The organism is Caballeronia udeis, from assembly GCF_001544555.2.
Lineage (GTDB): Bacteria > Pseudomonadota > Gammaproteobacteria > Burkholderiales > Burkholderiaceae > Caballeronia > Caballeronia udeis.
Window position 1 is genome coordinate 1 of sequence record NZ_FCOK02000027.1, and the last position, 17,993, is coordinate 17,993.

Consider the following 17,993-nt stretch of genomic DNA (forward strand, 5'->3'; position numbering starts at 1 on the left):
TGTCCGACGCTTCGATGCCCTTCCAGCCGGCGATAGACGAACCGTCGAAAGCGTGGCCGCTTTCAAATTTGTCTTCGTCGAATGCCGAGACCGGCACCGAAACGTGTTGTTCTTTACCGCGCGTGTCGGTGAAACGGAAGTCGACAAACTTGACGTCCTCGTCCTTGACGAGTTGCATGACGTCGGCCACGGATTTGCTCATTACCTATCTCCTGATTAACAAAAGTCGACGAACATCAATTCGCCGCCTAACCGATTCGAAACCATCGGTAGAGTCAAAAGCAGCTTCCATGCCAAGTGCACCATTGTTGCGCTAAGCAATTGAAGCTGCGCGCTTTTTCGGGGAAGCACCATTACCCTTCAAGGGGCTTACTCGATCAAAATCGCATAGTCATGCACATATTCGGTGCATTCGAAACTAAGACTCATAACGTTAGCACTGATTCGGGGCAATTCAAACGCTTCGCACCAGTCCGATGCGTGCCCCTAAATCAGTAAACCGCGGGTGATTGCGGCGCTGGCAGCGAGCTAGAATGCCTGATTAAAATGTCCGATTGGAGACCTCGTCCATGAGCACGCTCGAGCAGTTGTACACCCAGGCCACGCAACGCGCCGATCAAAACCAGTTGCCCTACGCGGGAGCCATTTTGCCCGCTGAGGCTTTCGAGCTCCTTCAACTCGACCCCTCCGTTCGCCTGGTCGACGTGCGCACGCGGGCAGAACTCGACTGGGTCGGCCGGCCGGCTATAGATACAGCACAGTACTCGCACATTGAGTGGATTCAGTATCCCGGCTCTGTTCCAAACGCGGCGTTTATGCAGCAGTTGCGCGACGTGGCCACACCCGACACACCCGTTTTGTTCCTCTGCCGTAGCGCTGCGCGTTCAAAACTGGCAGCAGTCCTGGCTCAGAAGGAGGGTTTCACCAAAGCCTTCGATCTGCTCGAAGGCTTTGAGGGCGACAAGGACGGACAGGGTCATCGCAAAACCGTTTCCGGCTGGTGCTTTCGCGGCCTGCCCTGGATCGGCGCGTAAAGTAACTACCTGCTGTAACTACCTGCTGGCTCCGCCAGGCTCGCCGCGACCTTTACTTTATTAAGCTGCTGCGCCCGGTTCAATCTCCACAATCTCGCCGCCGAGCGCGGCCACGCCCTCCCGCAACCGGGCAAACGCTGCATTCGCTGCTTCCGGCTCGCCCTTGACGCCCAGATCAATGTGCGCGCGCCCAAGCACTGCACCGCGCGTGGCGTCGCCGACGCTTGGCAGGCTGAACACACGCACCCCTGCGAAGTCGCTCTCGATTGACTCCATCAACGGCGTGATACGCGACTCAGGCAAGCCGAAGACCAGCACCGACCGCTCCACATAGGGCTTCGCGTGATGCAGGTCCGCGTATTTCGTGTCCAGGACCCATTCGATCATCGGCCATGCCATGACGGGAAAACCTGGCACGAAATGGATGTTGCCGGCCGAAAACCCCGGGATGCGGTTGTAGCTGTTCGGAATGATGCTCGCGCCCTTCGGAAACGTGCCCATGTTCAGCCGATGCAGGTTTTCCGGCAAATCGAGATCCACCGGCTTGTCGCCCGCCGTTTCGCGGATTCGCGCGCGGATCAGTTCGGCCGCTTCCGGATGCAGTTCGAGCGGCACGCCGAGTGCAGCGGCGGCGCACTGCCGCGTGTGATCGTCAGGGGTCGCGCCGATCCCGCCCGTCGAGAAAACGACATCCCCCGATGCGAAGGCCCGCTTGAGCGTAGCGGTGATGCGTTCACGCTCATCGCCAACATAATCCGCCCAGTCGAGCGACAAACCGCGCGCCGACAACAGTTCGATAACTTTCGGCAGATGCTTGTCGGTCCTGCGACCGGACAAAATCTCATCGCCAATGATGATCATGCCAAAGCCCATGAATGCTCCCTGATCGTGAAAATTAGCCGGAAATTCGAAATTCTGGCGGCGTGCCGGGACCGCTTGGCGCAAGCGCAGCCGCAGCGGTTTCTATCCGCAGATGCTCAAGCGCATGCAAGCAGTAGTGCGCAAACCAGAGTGCCGAAAAAACGAGAATGAATGCGTAGATCCAGATGGTCACCGCCGCCACGACCGGAAACAGAGGCACCAGCCAGACCGACCACGCCCACAACATGGTCGGCAAGGACCCGAGCAGGCCGCTGATCACGCCAATCCCAAACAGAGGCCAGCGCGCGCGCCGCACGATAGTCCGCCGCTCCTGCGCAGTTGCATGCAACGCAAGCGCGTCATAAGTCATCACGCGGTAAGTCAGCCAGCCCCACAAGACGGGCGGAATAATCGCGAAAAATGGCGGTATCAACCAAAGCGGAAGCGTAAAGACCAGCAGCACGAGGCACACGACCGTGGTGATGACTGAGTGTCCGAGGCTCCCATACCAGGAACCTCCGCGCCGCATTTCAAGGGCAGCGTATTGGCGCCGCGTCAGCAGCTTGATCACGGCGGGCATGGAAAGCGTCGCAATCAGCAACAAAATTGTTATGACAATCAGCGGAATCGCCATGATTGCGATGAAAAACGGCGCAATCACGGCGTGCAGCGACGAGAATCCGATGGAGTCGAAAAGCCGATACATTGCCGACGATAGCGCCCAGCCGTCAAGCCAGTTACGCGCAGCGCCTGTCAACGTTTGCCAGAAAAACCATAGGATGGCGCCCCACGCCACTGTCGCCACGGCGAAAGGCATGAAGGTCAGCCACAGCATTCTCGGATGAAAGGCGTTCGCGAGCGCACGCACGAACGAACGCAGCAAGTCATTCATGCAAAGGATCGTTTTAAAGGGAAAGAAGACAGGATAAACCAGAGAGCGCATGCCGCGCTGCTCGTCCAGATGGCTAACGCTGCAGCGTAAAACAACGTCGCCGGCCGGGGCCGGCGACAGGGAAACAGAAGAGCCCACGCGCGAGCACCTGATGCGGCAGGGCAAGGCCGTAAGCCTCGCTGGAGCCGCTCAGACTGCGGCGGAATCCGACCCCGGAGCACGGGTCGCGCGACGCGACGCAATACGTTGCGCTATCCGTTTGAACGCGAGCCAGTGCTGCGAGATGAAACCGTTACCGTAATCACGCCCGGGGACATCGCCGACAGCCAGTTGATCCCGGATGCCGGTCGGCTCGAGCTCGCGATTCCAGGACACGCTCCTGAACATCATGTCCCACCACGGCAACAGCACGCCGAAGTTGCACCCGTATGCAGTGCCCTCGTGACCGTAGCCAATCGCGTGATGCCGCCTATGAAACGCGGGACTGACAAGCAGGCGCTCACCTAGCCAGCCGAAGTGCACGCGAATATTCGCGTGCTGGACGCTTTGCATCAGGTTGGTCACAGCGACGAGCACGACGAATTGCGACGGCGGCACACCGATCACCAGTGCAACCGTGGCAAAAACGCCGGCTTGCATTATGTTGTCGAGCAGATGATTCCTGTCGTCGGACCATAACGACATCTTTTGCTGGCTGTGGTGCACCGCGTGCAGCTCCCACCAGATGCCAATTCGGTGCTCCATCCGGTGATACCAATAACCAACGAAATCAAGCACGATCAGATAGATCAGGAACGCGACGATGGGCTGGGAAGTGACGCCCGGCCACAGGTTGTCGAGTTCAATATTGGAAATATCGTGAAGCCGCAACCAGCCCTGGAAGCTGTCGAAAAGCGGCTGGAAAGTGAAGAAAAAAAACAGGTTCAAGAAACCTAGCTTGACGATCCACGTGTAAAGCGCGTCCACGCGCACGCCTTTGCGGTCCCGCCACTTCTCCGCGGGCCGCAACGCTTCGAGCGGCCGCAGGATGGCATACATGACGAGAACTTCGAGCACACCCACGATTACCCAATAGAGGGCGTCGAATGTGTCTTCGTCGTAGTCCATCCAACCCACTTTGAACAGAAACGGCTGAATCACGTCGACGTACAGGAGCGTCTGCATGGTCGAAACGACATTGTCGAGCATGGAGAAGATGGATTGAAACATGGTGCTCCGTTACTTTTACCCGTTGCCACTAAACCGATGATTCAATCAACAATCTCAACCACCGTTCGGACCGGTCACCGGAGCTCGATCGAAAAAGTAAATCCCGTGAGGAGAACGGCCCACAGCAATTGTCTGGATGAGTTTGCGGTTGGTCATGTCGATGATACCCACACGTTTCGCGAACCGGAACGTCACCCAAAGATAACGTTTATCAGCGGAAAGCTCCATGTCGTCCGGCCCCGGCAGCAAACCCGTGATGTCGCCCACGTTCGTCAGCGAATCCTGGTCGATGATGCTGATCGTGCTTGCGACCCGGTTCGACACCAGCACATGCTTGCTGTCCGCCAGCGAGCGGAAATTATGCGCACCATTGCCCGTCTTGATCGTTTTAATGATCTTCTGGTCGCGCCAGTCCACCACCGCGACATAGTCCGCGCCGGTCATGCCGACCAACAGGTATTTATCGTTGGGCGTCATCCAGAGGCCCGCCGGCACGGGGCCGACCTTCATCTTCCATTTCACCGTCTGCGTTGCCAGATCGATCGCCGCGACTTCGCCTGACACCTGCAGCGAGATAAACGCTGTCTTGCTGTCGTTCGTGAACGCGATATGGCTGGGCATGACCGCCAGCGGAATGCGTTTCGCGATCGAGATATTGGCACCGTCGTAACGGTAGATATCCAGCCGGTCGAGCCGCAAGCCGGTGGAGACGAACCATTTCTTGTCCGGCGAGAAACCGATCTGATACGGGTCCTCGATATTTTCGACCCAGCGCTGCGGCTTGCCCGTCTTCGGGTCGATGAACATCAAATTGTTCGACACCGAGTTCGCGACGATCAGCGACGCGTTGTCCGGCGTCGCCATCAAATGGTGCGGTTCCTTGCCTGTGGGAATGGTCGACACGACCTGATGCGTCGTTTCGTCGATAAAACTCAGCGTGGCCTCACCGGAATTGAGCACGATCACGTTATTGGCGTGAACCGGCACGGTAATGGAAAAAGCAGCGATCAATACAGCGGTCGCGCGCGCGAAACGAGTACGGAGAAAATTGCGCATGAAAACTCAGGTCAGAAAACAGCCGCCATTGTAGAACGTTTGAGTCATTCGAAGCTTGATGCAAAAGGGCTTTCGGTACTTTTTTACCACTGGCGCCACGAACGCCGTGACAGCCGTCCGCGCTCACGTTCGAGGGAAATCAACCCGGACCGAACGAGAAGCCATCAACAGGCAGATCAATCGCCCGCCCCCGGCCGTCTTGCACCGAAAGTGCGACGATATTTTACGTATTTTTCAATTATTTTGTAATCCGAACTTTATATCGCGGCTCTCGAATATTTTTAGGAAAAGTCGTGTATTTAGCTGACTCGATAAACGCCATCATCCCGAGCTTCTGAGTCCGAAGCGTAGCAATGTAGGAAGACTGTCCAACGCCCGAGCGGGCCAGAATTTGCGAAGCGGGAGGTCCTCGTTACAAGGATCGGTCACGTCTTATGGTTCGCCGCAGCAATGCGGGCATAAGCGCGAAGCGTTTCATCGATCAACCTGACATGTATTTTGTCAAATTGTTAGACATCCTTCTTTCATGAATAGAATTTTCAAAGCAGTCTGGAACGAATCCTCTGGCGCGTGGGTGGCGGCTTCCGAGACGTCGAGGTCGAAGACCAAGCGGTCCTCTTCGGCGAAACTCGGGATCGCGCAGGCGGCAATGATTGGCGGCTTGTTGGCGGGAGCGCCGGCTCACGCGCAGGTTGGCGACGATTGGGCAGCGCCGAAAGCGGGGCTCATGGCAGCCCCGAAGGTGTCGGGTGTCTACGCGTACGCTGCCGGGGAAAATTCGGTCGCAAACGGCGACCAGGCAACGGCGATCGGCGTCAGTTCGAACGCCGGCAATCTACTCGCGAGCGCGGTGGGCGCGAACGCTGCCGCATCGGGTGGCGGCGCTACCGCCGTCGGAGCCTTTGCCCAGGCAGCAAGCGATAACGCCTCGGCCGTTGGCGCCTTTGCGCAAGCGAATGGCGAAAACGCCGTAGCGGTCGGCGTCGCGGCGAATGCGAACGACGAAAACGCGATCGCGGTCGGCAACGCGTCGGTCGCAACAACCAACGCTGTCGCCGTCGGATCAGGCGCCGCCGCGAATGGTGCTGAATCCATTGCACTCGGGAACGGATCCGAGGCGGACGGCGCGTTGTCGAACGCTCTGGGCGCGCATGCAGCCGCTACGGCCGACGGGGCAACCGCTGTCGGCGCTTCGGCGCAAGCGAACGAAGTCGATGCTCTCGCCGTCGGACATTCGGCAATCGCGGCCGGCTCGGGCAGCATTGCCGTTGGCGCCAACGCCAACGCGGCTTTCGAAAATTCAATCGCGATCGGCAACAACGCAATCGCAAACAATGCCAACAGCGTGGCACTCGGCGCCGGATCGGCAACCACGGTTGGTGCGCAATCCGGCTATGCCGCTTATGGCTTGTCGGACCCGCAAACATCGACAGGTGAAGTGAACGTTGGCGGACGCACGATCAGCGGCGTCGCAGCCGGCGCGGCAGACACCGACGCAGTCAACGTCGCGCAGTTGAAAGCGGTAGGCGACCAGGCAACGGCCGCGGCGGCGAGCGCGGATGGCGCGGTCAAATATGACCGTAACGCTGATGGCTCGGTCGATCACGGCAACGTCACCCTCGAAGGCGATGGCGGCACCGCTATCCATAACGTCGCAGCGGGAATCGACGCGAATGACGCCGTCAATGTCGGCCAATTGAACGATGCGATTGGCCAGGTCAATGCATCCGTCGGTAATGCGGTGAACGACGCCGTCGCTAGCGCAGTCAAGAATGCTGTGATCGACGCCGGTGATCCCCTGTTCAGCGCAGACGGCTCGCCCAGCACGGACGCCGCGTCGGCAACCGGCGTCCACTCGGTAGCGGCAGGCGCGAACGCAGCAGCAACCGGCGCGGACTCCGTGGCCATGGGCAGCGGGGCCCAAGCCTCCGCCGACAACTCGGTTGCGCTCGGCCAGAACGCAGTGGTGACCGGCACGGGATCGGTTGCCATGGGCAACGGCGCCCAGGCGTCTGCGAGCGATGCCGTTGCGCTCCGTCAGAATTCGGTTGCCGATCGCGCGAACACGGTATCGGTTGGCGCTGCCGGCAGCGAACGTCAGATCACGAACGTCGCAGCCGGTACCCAAGGCACCGACGCAGTCAACGTGAACCAGTTGAACCAAAGCGCCGGCAACACGCTGAAGCAGGCCAACGACTACACGGACTCCAAGACGGAAGGTACGCGTCGCGATGCGTACGCCGGAACGGCAGCGGCGCTTGCAGTAGCAGGCTTGCCGCAAGCAGTGTTGCCTGGCCGCGGCATGGTGGCCTTGGGCGGCGGCACCTACGGCGGTCAATCGGCAGTGGCTATCGGAGTGTCGCAACTCTCCGATAACGGTATCTGGGCCTACAAAGTAAGCGGCACGACCAGCACGCGCGGTCAGTTCGGCGTCTCGGTCGGCGCCGGCATGCACTGGTAAGCCAGCACAGCCAGGTAGAGGTAGTGTCGCGGGCGATCTGCAAAAGCCCGCGACACCGAGTTAATGAAAACAACGGAATCCGATCAAGAGATGAACTTCACCCTCCGCAAGCCATCGCGTGCACTTCCTTTCGCTGCTCCGCTTGTAGTAACCCTTTTGTTGTCAGCGTGCGGCACCGGTAGCCGGCTTACCAGCAACGGCGGTCAAGACCAGTTGGTATTTCCGGCTCCTGAATCGGCGTCGAATATCGGTGGTAGCTATCCGTTGACGGAAGCGTTGCGCAAGCTCAAGCCCGGCATGACCAAGAATCAGGTCGCGTCTCTCCTCGGCCGTCCCCAGTTCCAGGAAGGGTTCTTCGGCGTTCGTGAATGGGACTACGTGCTGAACGTAACGAACGACGCCGGCACGCCGCAAATGGTCTGCCAGTTGAAGGCCGTATTCACCTCGCATGATGCAGCTCGCAATTTCTATCGGAAATGCGGCGACAACGTGGAAACGCTTGCCGACGGCAAATGGCAGAAGTATGTGGTCGCCCCTGTCAGCACCGAGGCTAGCGATCCGGCGAGTTCTGAAGCCGCTGTTCTGACAGCAACGCCTTTGAGTCTCGACGTCGTTGAAAGCCCGGGCGCAACAACAAAGTAACGTCGTAAAAACGCTTAAAGCGCGAGCCCGGCTATCCGCCGGGTCTCGCGCTTTTTTGCGTGCCCGCTTTTTTGCGTGCCCGCTTTTTTACGTGCCCGCTGTTCACGTGCCTTATCGTTGCATCGATTCCCACACTTTGTACAAGCGCTTGACCGATATCGGCATCGGCGTACGCAGTTCCTGCGCAAATAGCGAGACGCGCAATTCCTCCAGCAACCACCTGTATTCGCTCAATCGCGCATCCGCCACCCCGCCGCGTTGCGCAATCGCCCGCTGATAGTTTTGCAGCAACGGCGCACTCTCCGCCGACAACCGCGCGTCCCGCACAGCATCCGCCTTCAACTTGTCGATTCGCAGCGCCATCGCGTTCAGATAACGTGGGAAGTGAGACAACTGCGTGTATGGCGTATCGATAATAAAACGCTTGCCAATCAGCCCGTTCAGTTGCGCGGTCATATCCGCGTACGGTGCGCCAAACGATTTAGCCTGCGCCAATTTCTTTGACACCATCGCGTATTCCGCCAGAACCTGCCCGGCCAGCCGTGCAATTTCTTGTGCAAGCAGCGTCAACCGGCTCTTGCCCTGATCGCGACGCGCGTAGAAATCCGTATCGTTATCGGGAAGCGGATCTTGCAGACACGCGCGATCCAATGCCGTTTCTATAATCTGGCTGCCCAACTCCTCCTGCGTACCCAGCGCCATGTATTGCAGCGACATCTCCCGCAATCCACTCAAATTGCGCTCGAGATACCGGATCGGCTCACGCAACTGCAATGCAAACAGCCGACGCAAACCGGCCCGATGAATCCGTGCCGCTTCTTCCGGCGAATCGAATACTTCAACGTCGCAATGCGTTCCCCGATCGATCAACGCCGGATAGCCGAACAGCGTCTGACCGCGCCGCCGGATTTCAAGCAATTCGGGCAACTTCCCGAAATCCCATGTGGTGAGGTTTTCGTAGAGCGCCGTACTCGAAGAGTCGGATGCCGATGCGTTTCGCGTCACTGGCGCCGCCGCGTCATTGCCGATATCCAATGTCGCGCCCGCAGCGAGCTTCTGGAAATGCTGCTGTGCCTGACCGCCCAGTTCAGTCCGCAACTGGGCAAGGTTACGGCCCATCGCGAGTTGCCTGCCGTGTTCGTCGATGACCTTGAAGTTCATGAACAGATGCGCCGGCAGCGTTTCAAGCTTGAAGTCCGATTGTTTCATCGCGATCTGCGTCTGCTCGCGAATGTCGACAATCAGCGCTTCGAGCAAACCGCCCGCGCCGAACGGCTTGCCGCTGTGCCGCTCGACCACACCCGCGGAAAACTCGGGCAGCGGCACAAGATGCCGCCGCAATTTCTGCGGCAACGACTTCAGCAACAACTGAATCTTCTCCTTCAGCATGCCGCGAACCAACCATTCCGAACGACGGGCATCGACTTGATTCAGGCCGAATAGCGGGACGGCCAGCGTCACGCCATCGCGAGGAGAACCCGGCTCGAAATGATAGGTGAGCGTCATTTCGATGCCGGCCATCGTCATCCGTTTCGGGAACAGATCAGTCGTGATGCCGGCGGCTTCGTGACGCATCAGGTCATCGCGTGACAGGAACAACCGGCGCGACGCGCCCTCCTTCTTTTCCTCATCGCGATACCAGCGTTCGAATGCCGCGCCCGAATAGATACCCTTCGGCACTAGCGAATCGTAGAAACCAAAGATCAATTCGTCGTCAACGAGCACATCCTGCCTGCGCGACTTGTGCTCCAGCTGTTCGATATCCGCGAGCAGCTTGCGATTGTGCGCAAAAAATGGCAGTTTGGTCTCGAACTCGCCGTCCACCAGCGCGCCGCGAATAAACAACTCACGCGCCCGCTCCGGGTCTTGTTTACCAAAACTCACGCGCCGGCGAGCGTAGACAGTCAGGCCATGCAGCGTTGCGCGTTCGAACGCTGCGACTTGCGCGCTTTTCTTTTCCCAATGCGGTTCGGAAATCGATTTACGCAGCAAATGCGCGCCAACTTGCTCAAGCCATTCAGGCTCGATTTTCGCGATACAGCGTGCGTAAAGCCGACTCGTTTCCACGAGTTCACCCGCTACGACCCAGCGCCCCGCCTTCTTCAGCAGAGCCGAACCCGGCCACAGATAGAACTTGATACCGCGCGCGCCGAGGTAGTACGGCTCGTCATCGGCCTTGAGGCCCACGTTGCCGAGCAGACCGGTCAGCAACGCGAGATGAATCTGCTCAAACGTCGCCTCGGATTCGTTCAGACGCCAGCCGTGTTCGCGCACGACGGTCAGCAATTGCGAATGCACATCGCGCCATTCACGCAGACGCACGTGATTCAAAAAGTTCGCGCGGCACGCATCGGTGAGCTGCTTGTTCGACTTTTTGTGCGCGATCGCATCCTCGAACCACGCCCAGATTTTCGTCCACTGCAGGAACTCGGAACGCTCATCGGCGAATTTCTTGTGCGCCAGATCCGCTTGTTCCTGCGCCTCGATCGGACGGTCGCGCGGGTCCTGAACGGACAACGCGCTGGCAATGATCAACACTTCACGCAGCGACTGATGATTGCGCGCGGCAAGAATCATCCGGCCAACGCGCGGATCGAGCGGCAAACGCGCCAGTTCGCGGCCGAGGGGCGTGAGCGCGTTGTCGTCATCGACTGCGCCGAGTTCGTTCAGCAGTTGATAACCGTCGGCGATCGCACGACCCGGCGGCGGTTCGAGAAACGGAAATGTTTCGATGGCCGTCAGGTGCAGCGACTTCATGCGCAAGATCACCGCGGCCAGCGATGACCGCAGGATTTCCGGATCGGTGAAGCGCACGCGAAGGTTGTAATCGTCTTCTTCGTAGAGACGAATGCACACACCGTCGGCCACGCGCCCGCAACGGCCCGCGCGCTGGTTCGCCGAGCTTTGCGAGATCGGTTCGATCTGCAACTGCTCCACTTTGTTGCGATACGAATAACGTTTCACGCGCGCCAGGCCGGTATCGACGACATAGCGGATCCCCGGGACCGTCAGGGAGGTTTCCGCGACGTTCGTCGACAGCACGATGCGCCGTGCGTTCGACGTCTTGAACACGCGTTCCTGCTCGGCCGCGGAAAGACGTGCGAACAGCGGCAGGATTTCCGTGTGCGGCGGATGGTGTTTGCGCAACGCTTCGGCGGCGTCGCGGATTTCGCGCTCGCCGGGGAGAAACACGAGGACATCGCCGGGGCCTTCGCGGCAGAGTTCATCGACGGCGTCAACAATCGCTTCCATCAGATCGCGATCGTTTTCACGTTGGCTTTTCGGACGCTCCGGACGATCTTTTTGCTGCGTGCCGGGCGTGGTGCCCTGCGCGGCTTTTACAGCCGGGCTGTCTTCCTCGACCGGGCGATAACGCACCTCGACCGGATATAGCCGCCCACTCACCTCAATCACCGGCGCAGGTTTTTCGTCGCTGCCGAAATGACGGGCGAACCGATCGGCATCGATCGTCGCCGATGTCACGATCACCTTCAAATCCGGACGTCGAGGCAGGATTTCGCGCAGATAGCCAAGCAGGAAGTCGATGTTCAGGCTGCGCTCATGCGCTTCATCGATGATGATCGTGTCGTAGGCCGCGAGCAGCGGATCGGTCTGCGTTTCCGCCAGCAAAATCCCGTCGGTCATCAGCTTCACTGACGCGCCGGGCGACAGGTTGTCGGTAAAACGCACCTTGTAGCCGACCACCTCCCCGAACGGCGTACCGAGTTCTTCAGCGATCCGCCGTCCTGTCGCCGATGCCGCGATGCGGCGCGGCTGCGTATGGCCGATCAGCCCCGAACCGCCCGCGCCAAGGCCCCGGCCGAGGGCCAGACAGATCTTGGGCAACTGCGTTGTTTTTCCGGAGCCCGTTTCGCCGCTGACGATCACGACCTGGTTTGCCTGGATCGCGGCAGCGATTTCATCGCGTCGAGCGGAGACTGGCAGCGTTTCCGGGAAATGGATCGGCGGAATGGGATTTGGCTCGACCACTCGGCGCGGGCGCGGGGTGTCGCGACGCTGCGCGCTCGGAGCATCGGTTTGCGCGTTCGGGCGCTGTTGAGCGTTTTGGGACGCGCGCTCTCCCGCACGCTCTCCTTTAGGCGGCCGGGCCGCTCGATCCGGGGAGCCGGAAGCACCAGACTCGGCATCGTGCGGACTGCTCTGCGCGCCCTGCTCGGCGCTCAACTTGGCTAGCTCGGATTTTCGCGCTGAAGGTTGTTCCACCGATGCTTCGGACCCCGCTGCCATGAGCGGCTTAAGCGAAGGCCCTGCGTCCCGCAGCGGCTCGGACACCGTTCCGGGCCGCTGCGCGTCGTCGCGACGACGTGGGCCGCGTTCCGAAACAATCGCAACGTTGACAGCCGGCCGGTTCCGGGACGACTGCGGGTCCGATCCGGTCGCCGCCGCTTGCATGTTGTCACGCGGCCCTGCAGGAAGGTGACCAGCTTTCGCGCTGTGCTCGTGACGTTGCGGGCGCGCATTGGCAGTGACCGGCTCAGGTTGCTGGGCATTGCGCGCTGATTCGCGACCAGCCGCAGGTTTCTCCACCCCGCCCGGACGCCCTTGCGGGCGAGCATCGTGAGCCGTGTGTTTTACGTCCGGCACCCGTTTCTGAGCACGCGCGACTTTCCCGTCCTGCCCCCGGTGTTCTTGCGCACGATGACCGGTTGCCGGCTGCCCGGCAGTGCCGCGCTCATTGATACGAGATTCCGGTTCACGCCGCCCCTCTTTGGCCGGTGCCGGACGCTGCTGTGCAACCCGCTGTTGCGCGAAAGCGTCAGCGGCCGGATGAACATGGTGAACCTGGGGCGTGGGCGGATTGGTTACCGGAGGGTTACTGCCGGCCCGCTTCGTCGCCGATAGATCACCCTGGTTCGAAACACGTGCATTCGCGCCCTGGTCACGGCGATCACCAGCATTCGATGAAACGCTGGGACCCACGTCCTTTTCAGACAATAAAGTCGATAACAAGGCCAGACCACCGCGCTCGTCTTTTCGCCGCGCGGGCTCCCGGGAAAACGGAGCCGCGCTCGAAGACCCTTTCGGCTGATCGCGGGAAAGCACAGGCGAACCCGCCACGCTTTTCTGAACATTTTTCTTCGCGGTCTGCGGGGCAGTCGAGCTCGTGCCCGCACCACCCGCCGCCGCTTTGGAAGCACCGGCAGCAGAACCGCCCGATGCCCCCGCGAAGCGCCGCGCAGCCGCTTCCTTCTTGCGGTTGACGGCACTCCCCGCGTCGTCATCGGCCTCATTTTCCCCATCGCTTTCGCGTGCGGCGGCATCGCGCAGCAGCGCTTCACGCAGCTTTTTCAACTGCTCCTGGGGGTCAAGCTTGTCCGCATCGGCGGCACGTTTGGAAACATTCGGCATAGCACGGCATTATAATCCCGGCATGAATTCTCAAACCGACCTCCCCGCCGCGCCTCCGCCGGTTACGACCGAGCCCGAAGCGCCTGATGACCATGGCCAGTTCGTGGAATGGATGCGTTCCGTCGCACCCTATATTCACGCGTTCCGAAACAAGACCTTCGTGGTCGCGTTCGGCGGCGAACTGGTGCAGGAAGGACGCCTGAACGCCCTCGTTCAGGACGTCGGACTGCTCCATGCCATGGGTATCCACGTTGTGCTTGTGCACGGCTCGCGACCCCAGGTGGAAGAACAGTTGAACCTGCACGGCGTGGAATCGGAGTTTTCGCACGGCTTACGTATCACCGACGCCCGCGCGCTCGAATCCGCGAAAGAGGCGGCAGGCGAAGTGCGACTCGACATCGAAGCGGCGATCAGCCAGGGGCTGCCGAACACGCCGATGGCGCATGCGCACATCAGCGTGGTATCGGGCAATTTTGTGACCGCGCGGCCGGTCGGCATTCTGGATGGCGTCGATTTCCAGCATACCGGCGTGGTACGCAAGATCGACGGCGATTCCATTCGCCACTCGCTCACCAGCAGCAAACTCGTGCTGCTCTCGCCGCTCGGTTTTTCGCCGACGGGCGAGGCGTTCAATTTGTCGATGGAAGATGTGGCGTCGGCAGCGGCAATTGCACTGCGCGCTGACAAGATCATTTTCCTGACCGAAACCCCGGGTCTCCTCGATGAAGAGGGCGAGCTGGTGCGTGAAATGTCGCTGGACGACGCTTACCGGCTGCACGAAAGCGGCGAACTGCAAGGCGACGCGGCGTTTTACCTGAAGCACACCATTCGCGCCTGCCGCGGTGGCGTGGCGCGGGCGCACATCATTCCTTACGCGCTCGACGGCAGCATCCTGCTCGAACTCTTCCTGCATGACGGCGTGGGCACGATGATCTCGTACGAGAATCTCGAAAGCCTGCGCGAAGCCACGCCGGATGACGTCGGCGGGATTTTGACGCTGATCGAGCCGCTGGAAATGGACGGCACGCTCGTGCGGCGCGGCCGTCACCAGATAGAACGCGATATCGACCATTTCTCGGTGATCGAGCACGATGGCGTGCTGTTCGGCTGCGTGGCGCTGTATCCGTACACGCAGGAACGCATCGGCGAAATGGCCTGCCTGACGGTCTCGCCCGAAGCGCAAGGTTCCGGCGACGGCGAACGCCTGCTCAAGCGTGTCGAACAACGGGCGCGCGCTCGTGGCCTCACGCATATCTTCGTGCTGACCACGCGCACCGAACACTGGTTTCTCAAACGCGGATTCGTGAAGGTGACGGTCGACGATCTGCCTGAAGACCGCCGCCGGCTCTACAACTGGCAACGTAAATCGCTTGTACTGATGAAGCAGCTCTAACTTATTTCGAGACGTGTTCGTCCGGTCGCAGGCGCACTCATGCGCGGCCCGATGCGAGGCGTCCAGCTACCCCGCTACAGGAGAAATACAGATGGCCCGAATGGTTCAATGCGCGAAACTCGGCAAGGAAGCCGAAGGACTCGACTTTCCGCCCCTGCCGGGCGAACTCGGCAAGCGGATCTATGAAACGATCTCGAAAGAAGCGTGGCAAGGCTGGCTCAAGCAGCAAACCATGCTGATCAACGAAAACCGCCTGAACATGGCTGATCCGCGCGCACGCCAGTACCTGCTCAAGCAAACGGAAAAGTACTTCTTTGGCGAAGGTGCCGACACCGCCCAAGGCTACGTACCGCCCACGCAAAGCTGATCCCGCGAGTCGTTTTCCGGCGATGAAAAGCCGGCCTTTCGAGGCCGGCTTTTTCTTTTCGCATGACCGTTGCGACCCGGCAAGAGCGCCCTCCTGCGTGCCCCGGTTTGCGCATCGTCTTGCATCGTGCTAACATCTGCGTCTTTCCAACTGCAATTCAAAGTCAATTTCTTAGCAATGACGCGCGTGAAGCATTCATTCAAGCGCTAATTCGAGATATCGGCGAGTGGTTGTGGAGGCTTCCGCGGGTCTGGATTTGCCCGTGGACAAGTTGCTCTCAAGCCTTCTCAATCCGTGACACAGCACGCAACCGGACTGCAGCGCGTTTTCATGCACCTCTCGCGCCTCCGTTGCCCAATTTAGCTGCGTCCAGCCATCTATCCCCGTAGTACCCGTGCACGCAGTACCCGTGCTACCCACGAAGTGCCATTTCGCGACATCGGCGCGAGGCCTCCGCATTGTCCATCGCACCGTTAGCGCATTTCCTCTGCGTTCGACGGGCGGGCCACCGCTTTCGGTGCACGCACTGAAACTCGCCTCGTCGCGAAACCGCACTTTCCCGGCAACGTGCGCTCATGCGCACGCCGAACCGTCCCTCGGGCGGCTCGGCAACACACCTGGAGCTTTTTCTTCATGGCAACACCGAACGACGGCCTCTGGCGACAACCGCAACCCGAAAAAGACCTGTCGCTCGACGACATCACCATCGTCGATAAATCGCTGCTCAAGCGCGCAGTCGGCGCCATGGCTATCGGCAACGCAATGGAATGGTTCGATTTCGGCGTCTACAGCTATATCGCGGTGACGCTCGGCAAGGTGTTCTTCCCGTCGGCCAATCCGGGGGCGCAACTGATCGCGACGTTCGGGACCTTCGCCGCGGCATTTCTCGTGCGTCCGCTCGGCGGCATGGTGTTCGGACCACTGGGAGATCGTATTGGCCGCAAGCGCGTGCTCGCGATGACCATGATCATGATGGCGATCGGCACGTTTTGTATCGGCTTGATTCCGGCGTATGGAAGCATCGGCATTTTTGCACCGATCCTGCTGCTCGTCGCGCGCCTCGTCCAGGGCTTTTCAACGGGCGGGGAGTATGGCGGCGCGGCGACGTTCATCGCGGAATTCGCGACTGACAAGAAGCGCGGGTTCATGGGTAGTTTTCTTGAGTTCGGTACGCTCGTGGGCTATGTGCTGGGCGCAGGATGCGTTGCGGTGCTGACCGCGACGATGTCCGAGCAATCGCTGCTCTCCTGGGGATGGCGCATTCCGTTCCTGATCGCGGGACCGATGGGGTTGATCGGCTTGTATATCCGGCTGAAGCTCGAAGAGACACCCGCATTCCAGCGCGAAGCCGACAAGCGTGAGAGCGAAGCGCACAACACGCCAAAAGAACAATTCCTCGACATGCTGGTCAAGCAGTGGAGGCCGATGCTGCAATGCGTCGGGCTGGTGCTGATCTTCAACGTGACCGATTACATGGCGCTGTCTTATCTGCCGAGTTATCTTAGCGCCACGCTGAAATTCAACGAAACGCACGGGCTCTTCATCGTCCTGATCGTGATGGTGCTGATGATGCCCATGACGCTTGGGGCCGGCCATCTGTCGGACAAGGTCGGACGCAAGCCGGTGATGTTGTTTGGATGCGTCGGGTTGCTGCTGTTGTCGATACCCGCGTTGACGCTGATCCGCATGGGCACCGTGCTGCCAATCTTCGGCGGCATGCTGATTCTCGGCGTGTTGCTTTCATGTTTCACCGGCGCCATGCCGTCCGCGTTGCCCGCGCTCTTCCCCACCAAGATCCGCTATGGCGCGCTTGCGATTGGCTTCAACGTCTCGGTTTCGCTGTTCGGCGGCACGACGCCGCTGGTGACGGCGTGGCTGGTTTCATCGACGGGCAATCTGATGATGCCGGCGTACTACCTGATGGGGGCGTCGGTAATCGGGATTGTCTCGGTGCTCGCGCTTCATGAGACGGCCAGGAAACCGCTGAAGGGTTCGCCGCCGTGCGTGGGCTCGCGCTCGGAAGCGCATGCCGTGATGCGCGGTGTGCGGCAAGCAGCCGAAATGGATGACCGGATGCCGGAAGCGACCGCACGCGCGTAGCGCCGGGCCAAGGTGATCGACAGTCTCTGATTCGTTCAGTCAACAGCGAAAACAGAGCAAAGCAAAGAGACCGTTCCACGTGACGTGGAACGGTCTCTTTGCCTTTCGGTCGCAGCCACGCGACCGCTGACGCTGCTTTCACTCCACCAGCCGAACGATCTCCACCTGCACCTCGCCCTTGTCGATCAGCATGATGCCCAGCGTCACCGGCAGCTTGAACCGACGCGGCCCCGCGCTTCCCGGATTGACGAACAGAGTCGCACCGCGGCGTTCGATCAAAGGCTTATGCGAATGGCCGGTCACGACCACGTCAATACCGGCAAGTTGCTTCGGAACATCGGCTATGTCGTGGACGAGATGAATCGCTGTATTGCCGATATGAAACGTCAGCGCTTCAGGCAGGTCGTCGATCCGCGCGCCCGAGTCGTTGTTGCCGCGGACCGCGGTGACGGGTGCGAGTTCGTTGAGTATGTCCAGGACAGCGGGATTGCAGATGTCGCCGGCGTGAATGATGTGCTCGCAGCCGCGTAACGCATCGAGCGCCTCGGGGCGAACGAGGTTGTGGGTATCGGAGATGATGCCGATGCGGATGACAGATGACATGGGCT

13 protein-coding genes are annotated in these 17,993 nt (G+C 60.1%); 6 read left to right on the plus strand and 7 right to left on the minus strand.

Annotated features, from left to right (window positions below):
- Positions 1-202: glutamine synthetase beta-grasp domain-containing protein (locus AWB69_RS19805; protein ID WP_197500278.1), on the minus strand; the 202-nt coding region annotated here is incomplete at its 3' end.
- A gap of 367 nt (positions 203-569) precedes the next feature.
- Here AWB69_RS19805 and AWB69_RS19810 point away from each other — a divergent pair.
- On the plus strand, positions 570-1,034 hold the full coding sequence (locus AWB69_RS19810; RefSeq protein ID WP_062087818.1) for a rhodanese-like domain-containing protein: 465 nt from the start codon (positions 570-572) through the stop codon (positions 1,032-1,034).
- Positions 1,035-1,094: 60 nt separating this feature from the next.
- Here the strand turns inward: AWB69_RS19810 and AWB69_RS19815 are convergent, their stop codons facing one another.
- The 4 genes from AWB69_RS19815 to AWB69_RS19830 form a co-directional block, all read right to left on the minus strand.
- Positions 1,095-1,907, minus strand: a complete 813-nt coding sequence (locus AWB69_RS19815; RefSeq protein ID WP_062087820.1) for a competence/damage-inducible protein A — start codon at positions 1,905-1,907, stop codon at positions 1,095-1,097.
- Positions 1,908-1,929: 22 nt separating this feature from the next.
- Complete coding sequence (locus AWB69_RS19820; RefSeq protein ID WP_062087822.1) at positions 1,930-2,787, minus strand: EI24 domain-containing protein; 858 nt, start codon at positions 2,785-2,787, stop codon at positions 1,930-1,932.
- A 189-nt stretch (positions 2,788-2,976) separates the two neighbouring features.
- Complete coding sequence (locus AWB69_RS19825; protein ID WP_062087824.1) at positions 2,977-3,996, minus strand: sterol desaturase family protein; 1,020 nt, start codon at positions 3,994-3,996, stop codon at positions 2,977-2,979.
- Positions 3,997-4,050: 54 nt separating this feature from the next.
- Positions 4,051-5,052, minus strand: a complete 1,002-nt coding sequence (locus AWB69_RS19830; RefSeq protein WP_062087826.1) for a YVTN family beta-propeller repeat protein — start codon at positions 5,050-5,052, stop codon at positions 4,051-4,053.
- A gap of 526 nt (positions 5,053-5,578) precedes the next feature.
- Here AWB69_RS19830 and AWB69_RS19835 point away from each other — a divergent pair.
- Together AWB69_RS19835 and AWB69_RS19840 are read left to right on the plus strand one after the other, a co-directional pair.
- The gene (locus AWB69_RS19835) at positions 5,579-7,513 is read left to right on the plus strand and encodes a YadA-like family protein (protein ID WP_075643952.1); all 1,935 of its coding nucleotides are present in this window, start codon (positions 5,579-5,581) and stop codon (positions 7,511-7,513) included.
- A 90-nt stretch (positions 7,514-7,603) separates the two neighbouring features.
- Positions 7,604-8,155, plus strand: coding sequence for an outer membrane protein assembly factor BamE (locus AWB69_RS19840; protein WP_197500279.1), 552 nt, complete (start codon positions 7,604-7,606; stop codon positions 8,153-8,155).
- A gap of 111 nt (positions 8,156-8,266) precedes the next feature.
- On the opposite strand, the gene hrpA is transcribed toward AWB69_RS19840, so the two are convergent.
- On the minus strand, positions 8,267-13,525 hold the full coding sequence (gene hrpA / locus AWB69_RS19845; RefSeq protein WP_407923046.1) for an ATP-dependent RNA helicase HrpA: 5,259 nt from the start codon (positions 13,523-13,525) through the stop codon (positions 8,267-8,269).
- A 22-nt stretch (positions 13,526-13,547) separates the two neighbouring features.
- Between hrpA and argA the strand changes: the two genes are divergently transcribed.
- The 3 genes from argA (at position 13,548) to proP (ending at position 17,385) form a co-directional block, all read left to right on the plus strand.
- Complete coding sequence (argA, locus tag AWB69_RS19850) at positions 13,548-14,918, plus strand: amino-acid N-acetyltransferase (protein ID WP_062087832.1); 1,371 nt, start codon at positions 13,548-13,550, stop codon at positions 14,916-14,918.
- A 91-nt stretch (positions 14,919-15,009) separates the two neighbouring features.
- A complete protein-coding gene (locus tag AWB69_RS19855) occupies positions 15,010-15,285 on the plus strand; it encodes an oxidative damage protection protein (RefSeq protein ID WP_047896384.1) in 276 nt (91 codons plus the stop codon).
- 633 nt (positions 15,286-15,918) lie between these two features.
- Positions 15,919-17,385 carry a glycine betaine/L-proline transporter ProP gene (gene proP / locus AWB69_RS19860; RefSeq protein WP_062087834.1) on the plus strand — a complete coding sequence of 489 codons (1,467 nt, stop codon included), beginning with the start codon at positions 15,919-15,921 and terminating at the stop codon, positions 17,383-17,385.
- A gap of 138 nt (positions 17,386-17,523) precedes the next feature.
- Here the strand turns inward: proP and AWB69_RS19865 are convergent, their stop codons facing one another.
- Entirely contained in the window at positions 17,524-17,988 is a 465-nt protein-coding gene (locus tag AWB69_RS19865; RefSeq protein ID WP_062087836.1) for a metallophosphoesterase family protein, read from the minus strand.
- Positions 17,989-17,993: the final 5 nt, after the last annotated feature.

Coding starts and splice junctions, on each gene's coding strand:
- AWB69_RS19810 (WP_062087818.1), top strand. CDS start 570: ATGAGCACGCTCGAGCAGTTGTACACCCAGGCCACGCAACGCGCCGAT.
- AWB69_RS19815 (WP_062087820.1), bottom strand. CDS start 1,907: ATGGGCTTTGGCATGATCATCATTGGCGATGAGATTTTGTCCGGTCGC.
- AWB69_RS19820 (WP_062087822.1), bottom strand. CDS start 2,787: ATGAATGACTTGCTGCGTTCGTTCGTGCGTGCGCTCGCGAACGCCTTT.
- AWB69_RS19825 (WP_062087824.1), bottom strand. CDS start 3,996: ATGTTTCAATCCATCTTCTCCATGCTCGACAATGTCGTTTCGACCATG.
- AWB69_RS19830 (WP_062087826.1), bottom strand. CDS start 5,052: ATGCGCAATTTTCTCCGTACTCGTTTCGCGCGCGCGACCGCTGTATTG.
- AWB69_RS19835 (WP_075643952.1), top strand. CDS start 5,579: ATGAATAGAATTTTCAAAGCAGTCTGGAACGAATCCTCTGGCGCGTGG.
- AWB69_RS19840 (WP_197500279.1), top strand. CDS start 7,604: ATGAACTTCACCCTCCGCAAGCCATCGCGTGCACTTCCTTTCGCTGCT.
- hrpA (WP_407923046.1), bottom strand. CDS start 13,525: ATGCCGAATGTTTCCAAACGTGCCGCCGATGCGGACAAGCTTGACCCC.
- argA (WP_062087832.1), top strand. CDS start 13,548: ATGAATTCTCAAACCGACCTCCCCGCCGCGCCTCCGCCGGTTACGACC.
- AWB69_RS19855 (WP_047896384.1), top strand. CDS start 15,010: ATGGCCCGAATGGTTCAATGCGCGAAACTCGGCAAGGAAGCCGAAGGA.
- proP (WP_062087834.1), top strand. CDS start 15,919: ATGGCAACACCGAACGACGGCCTCTGGCGACAACCGCAACCCGAAAAA.
- AWB69_RS19865 (WP_062087836.1), bottom strand. CDS start 17,988: ATGTCATCTGTCATCCGCATCGGCATCATCTCCGATACCCACAACCTC.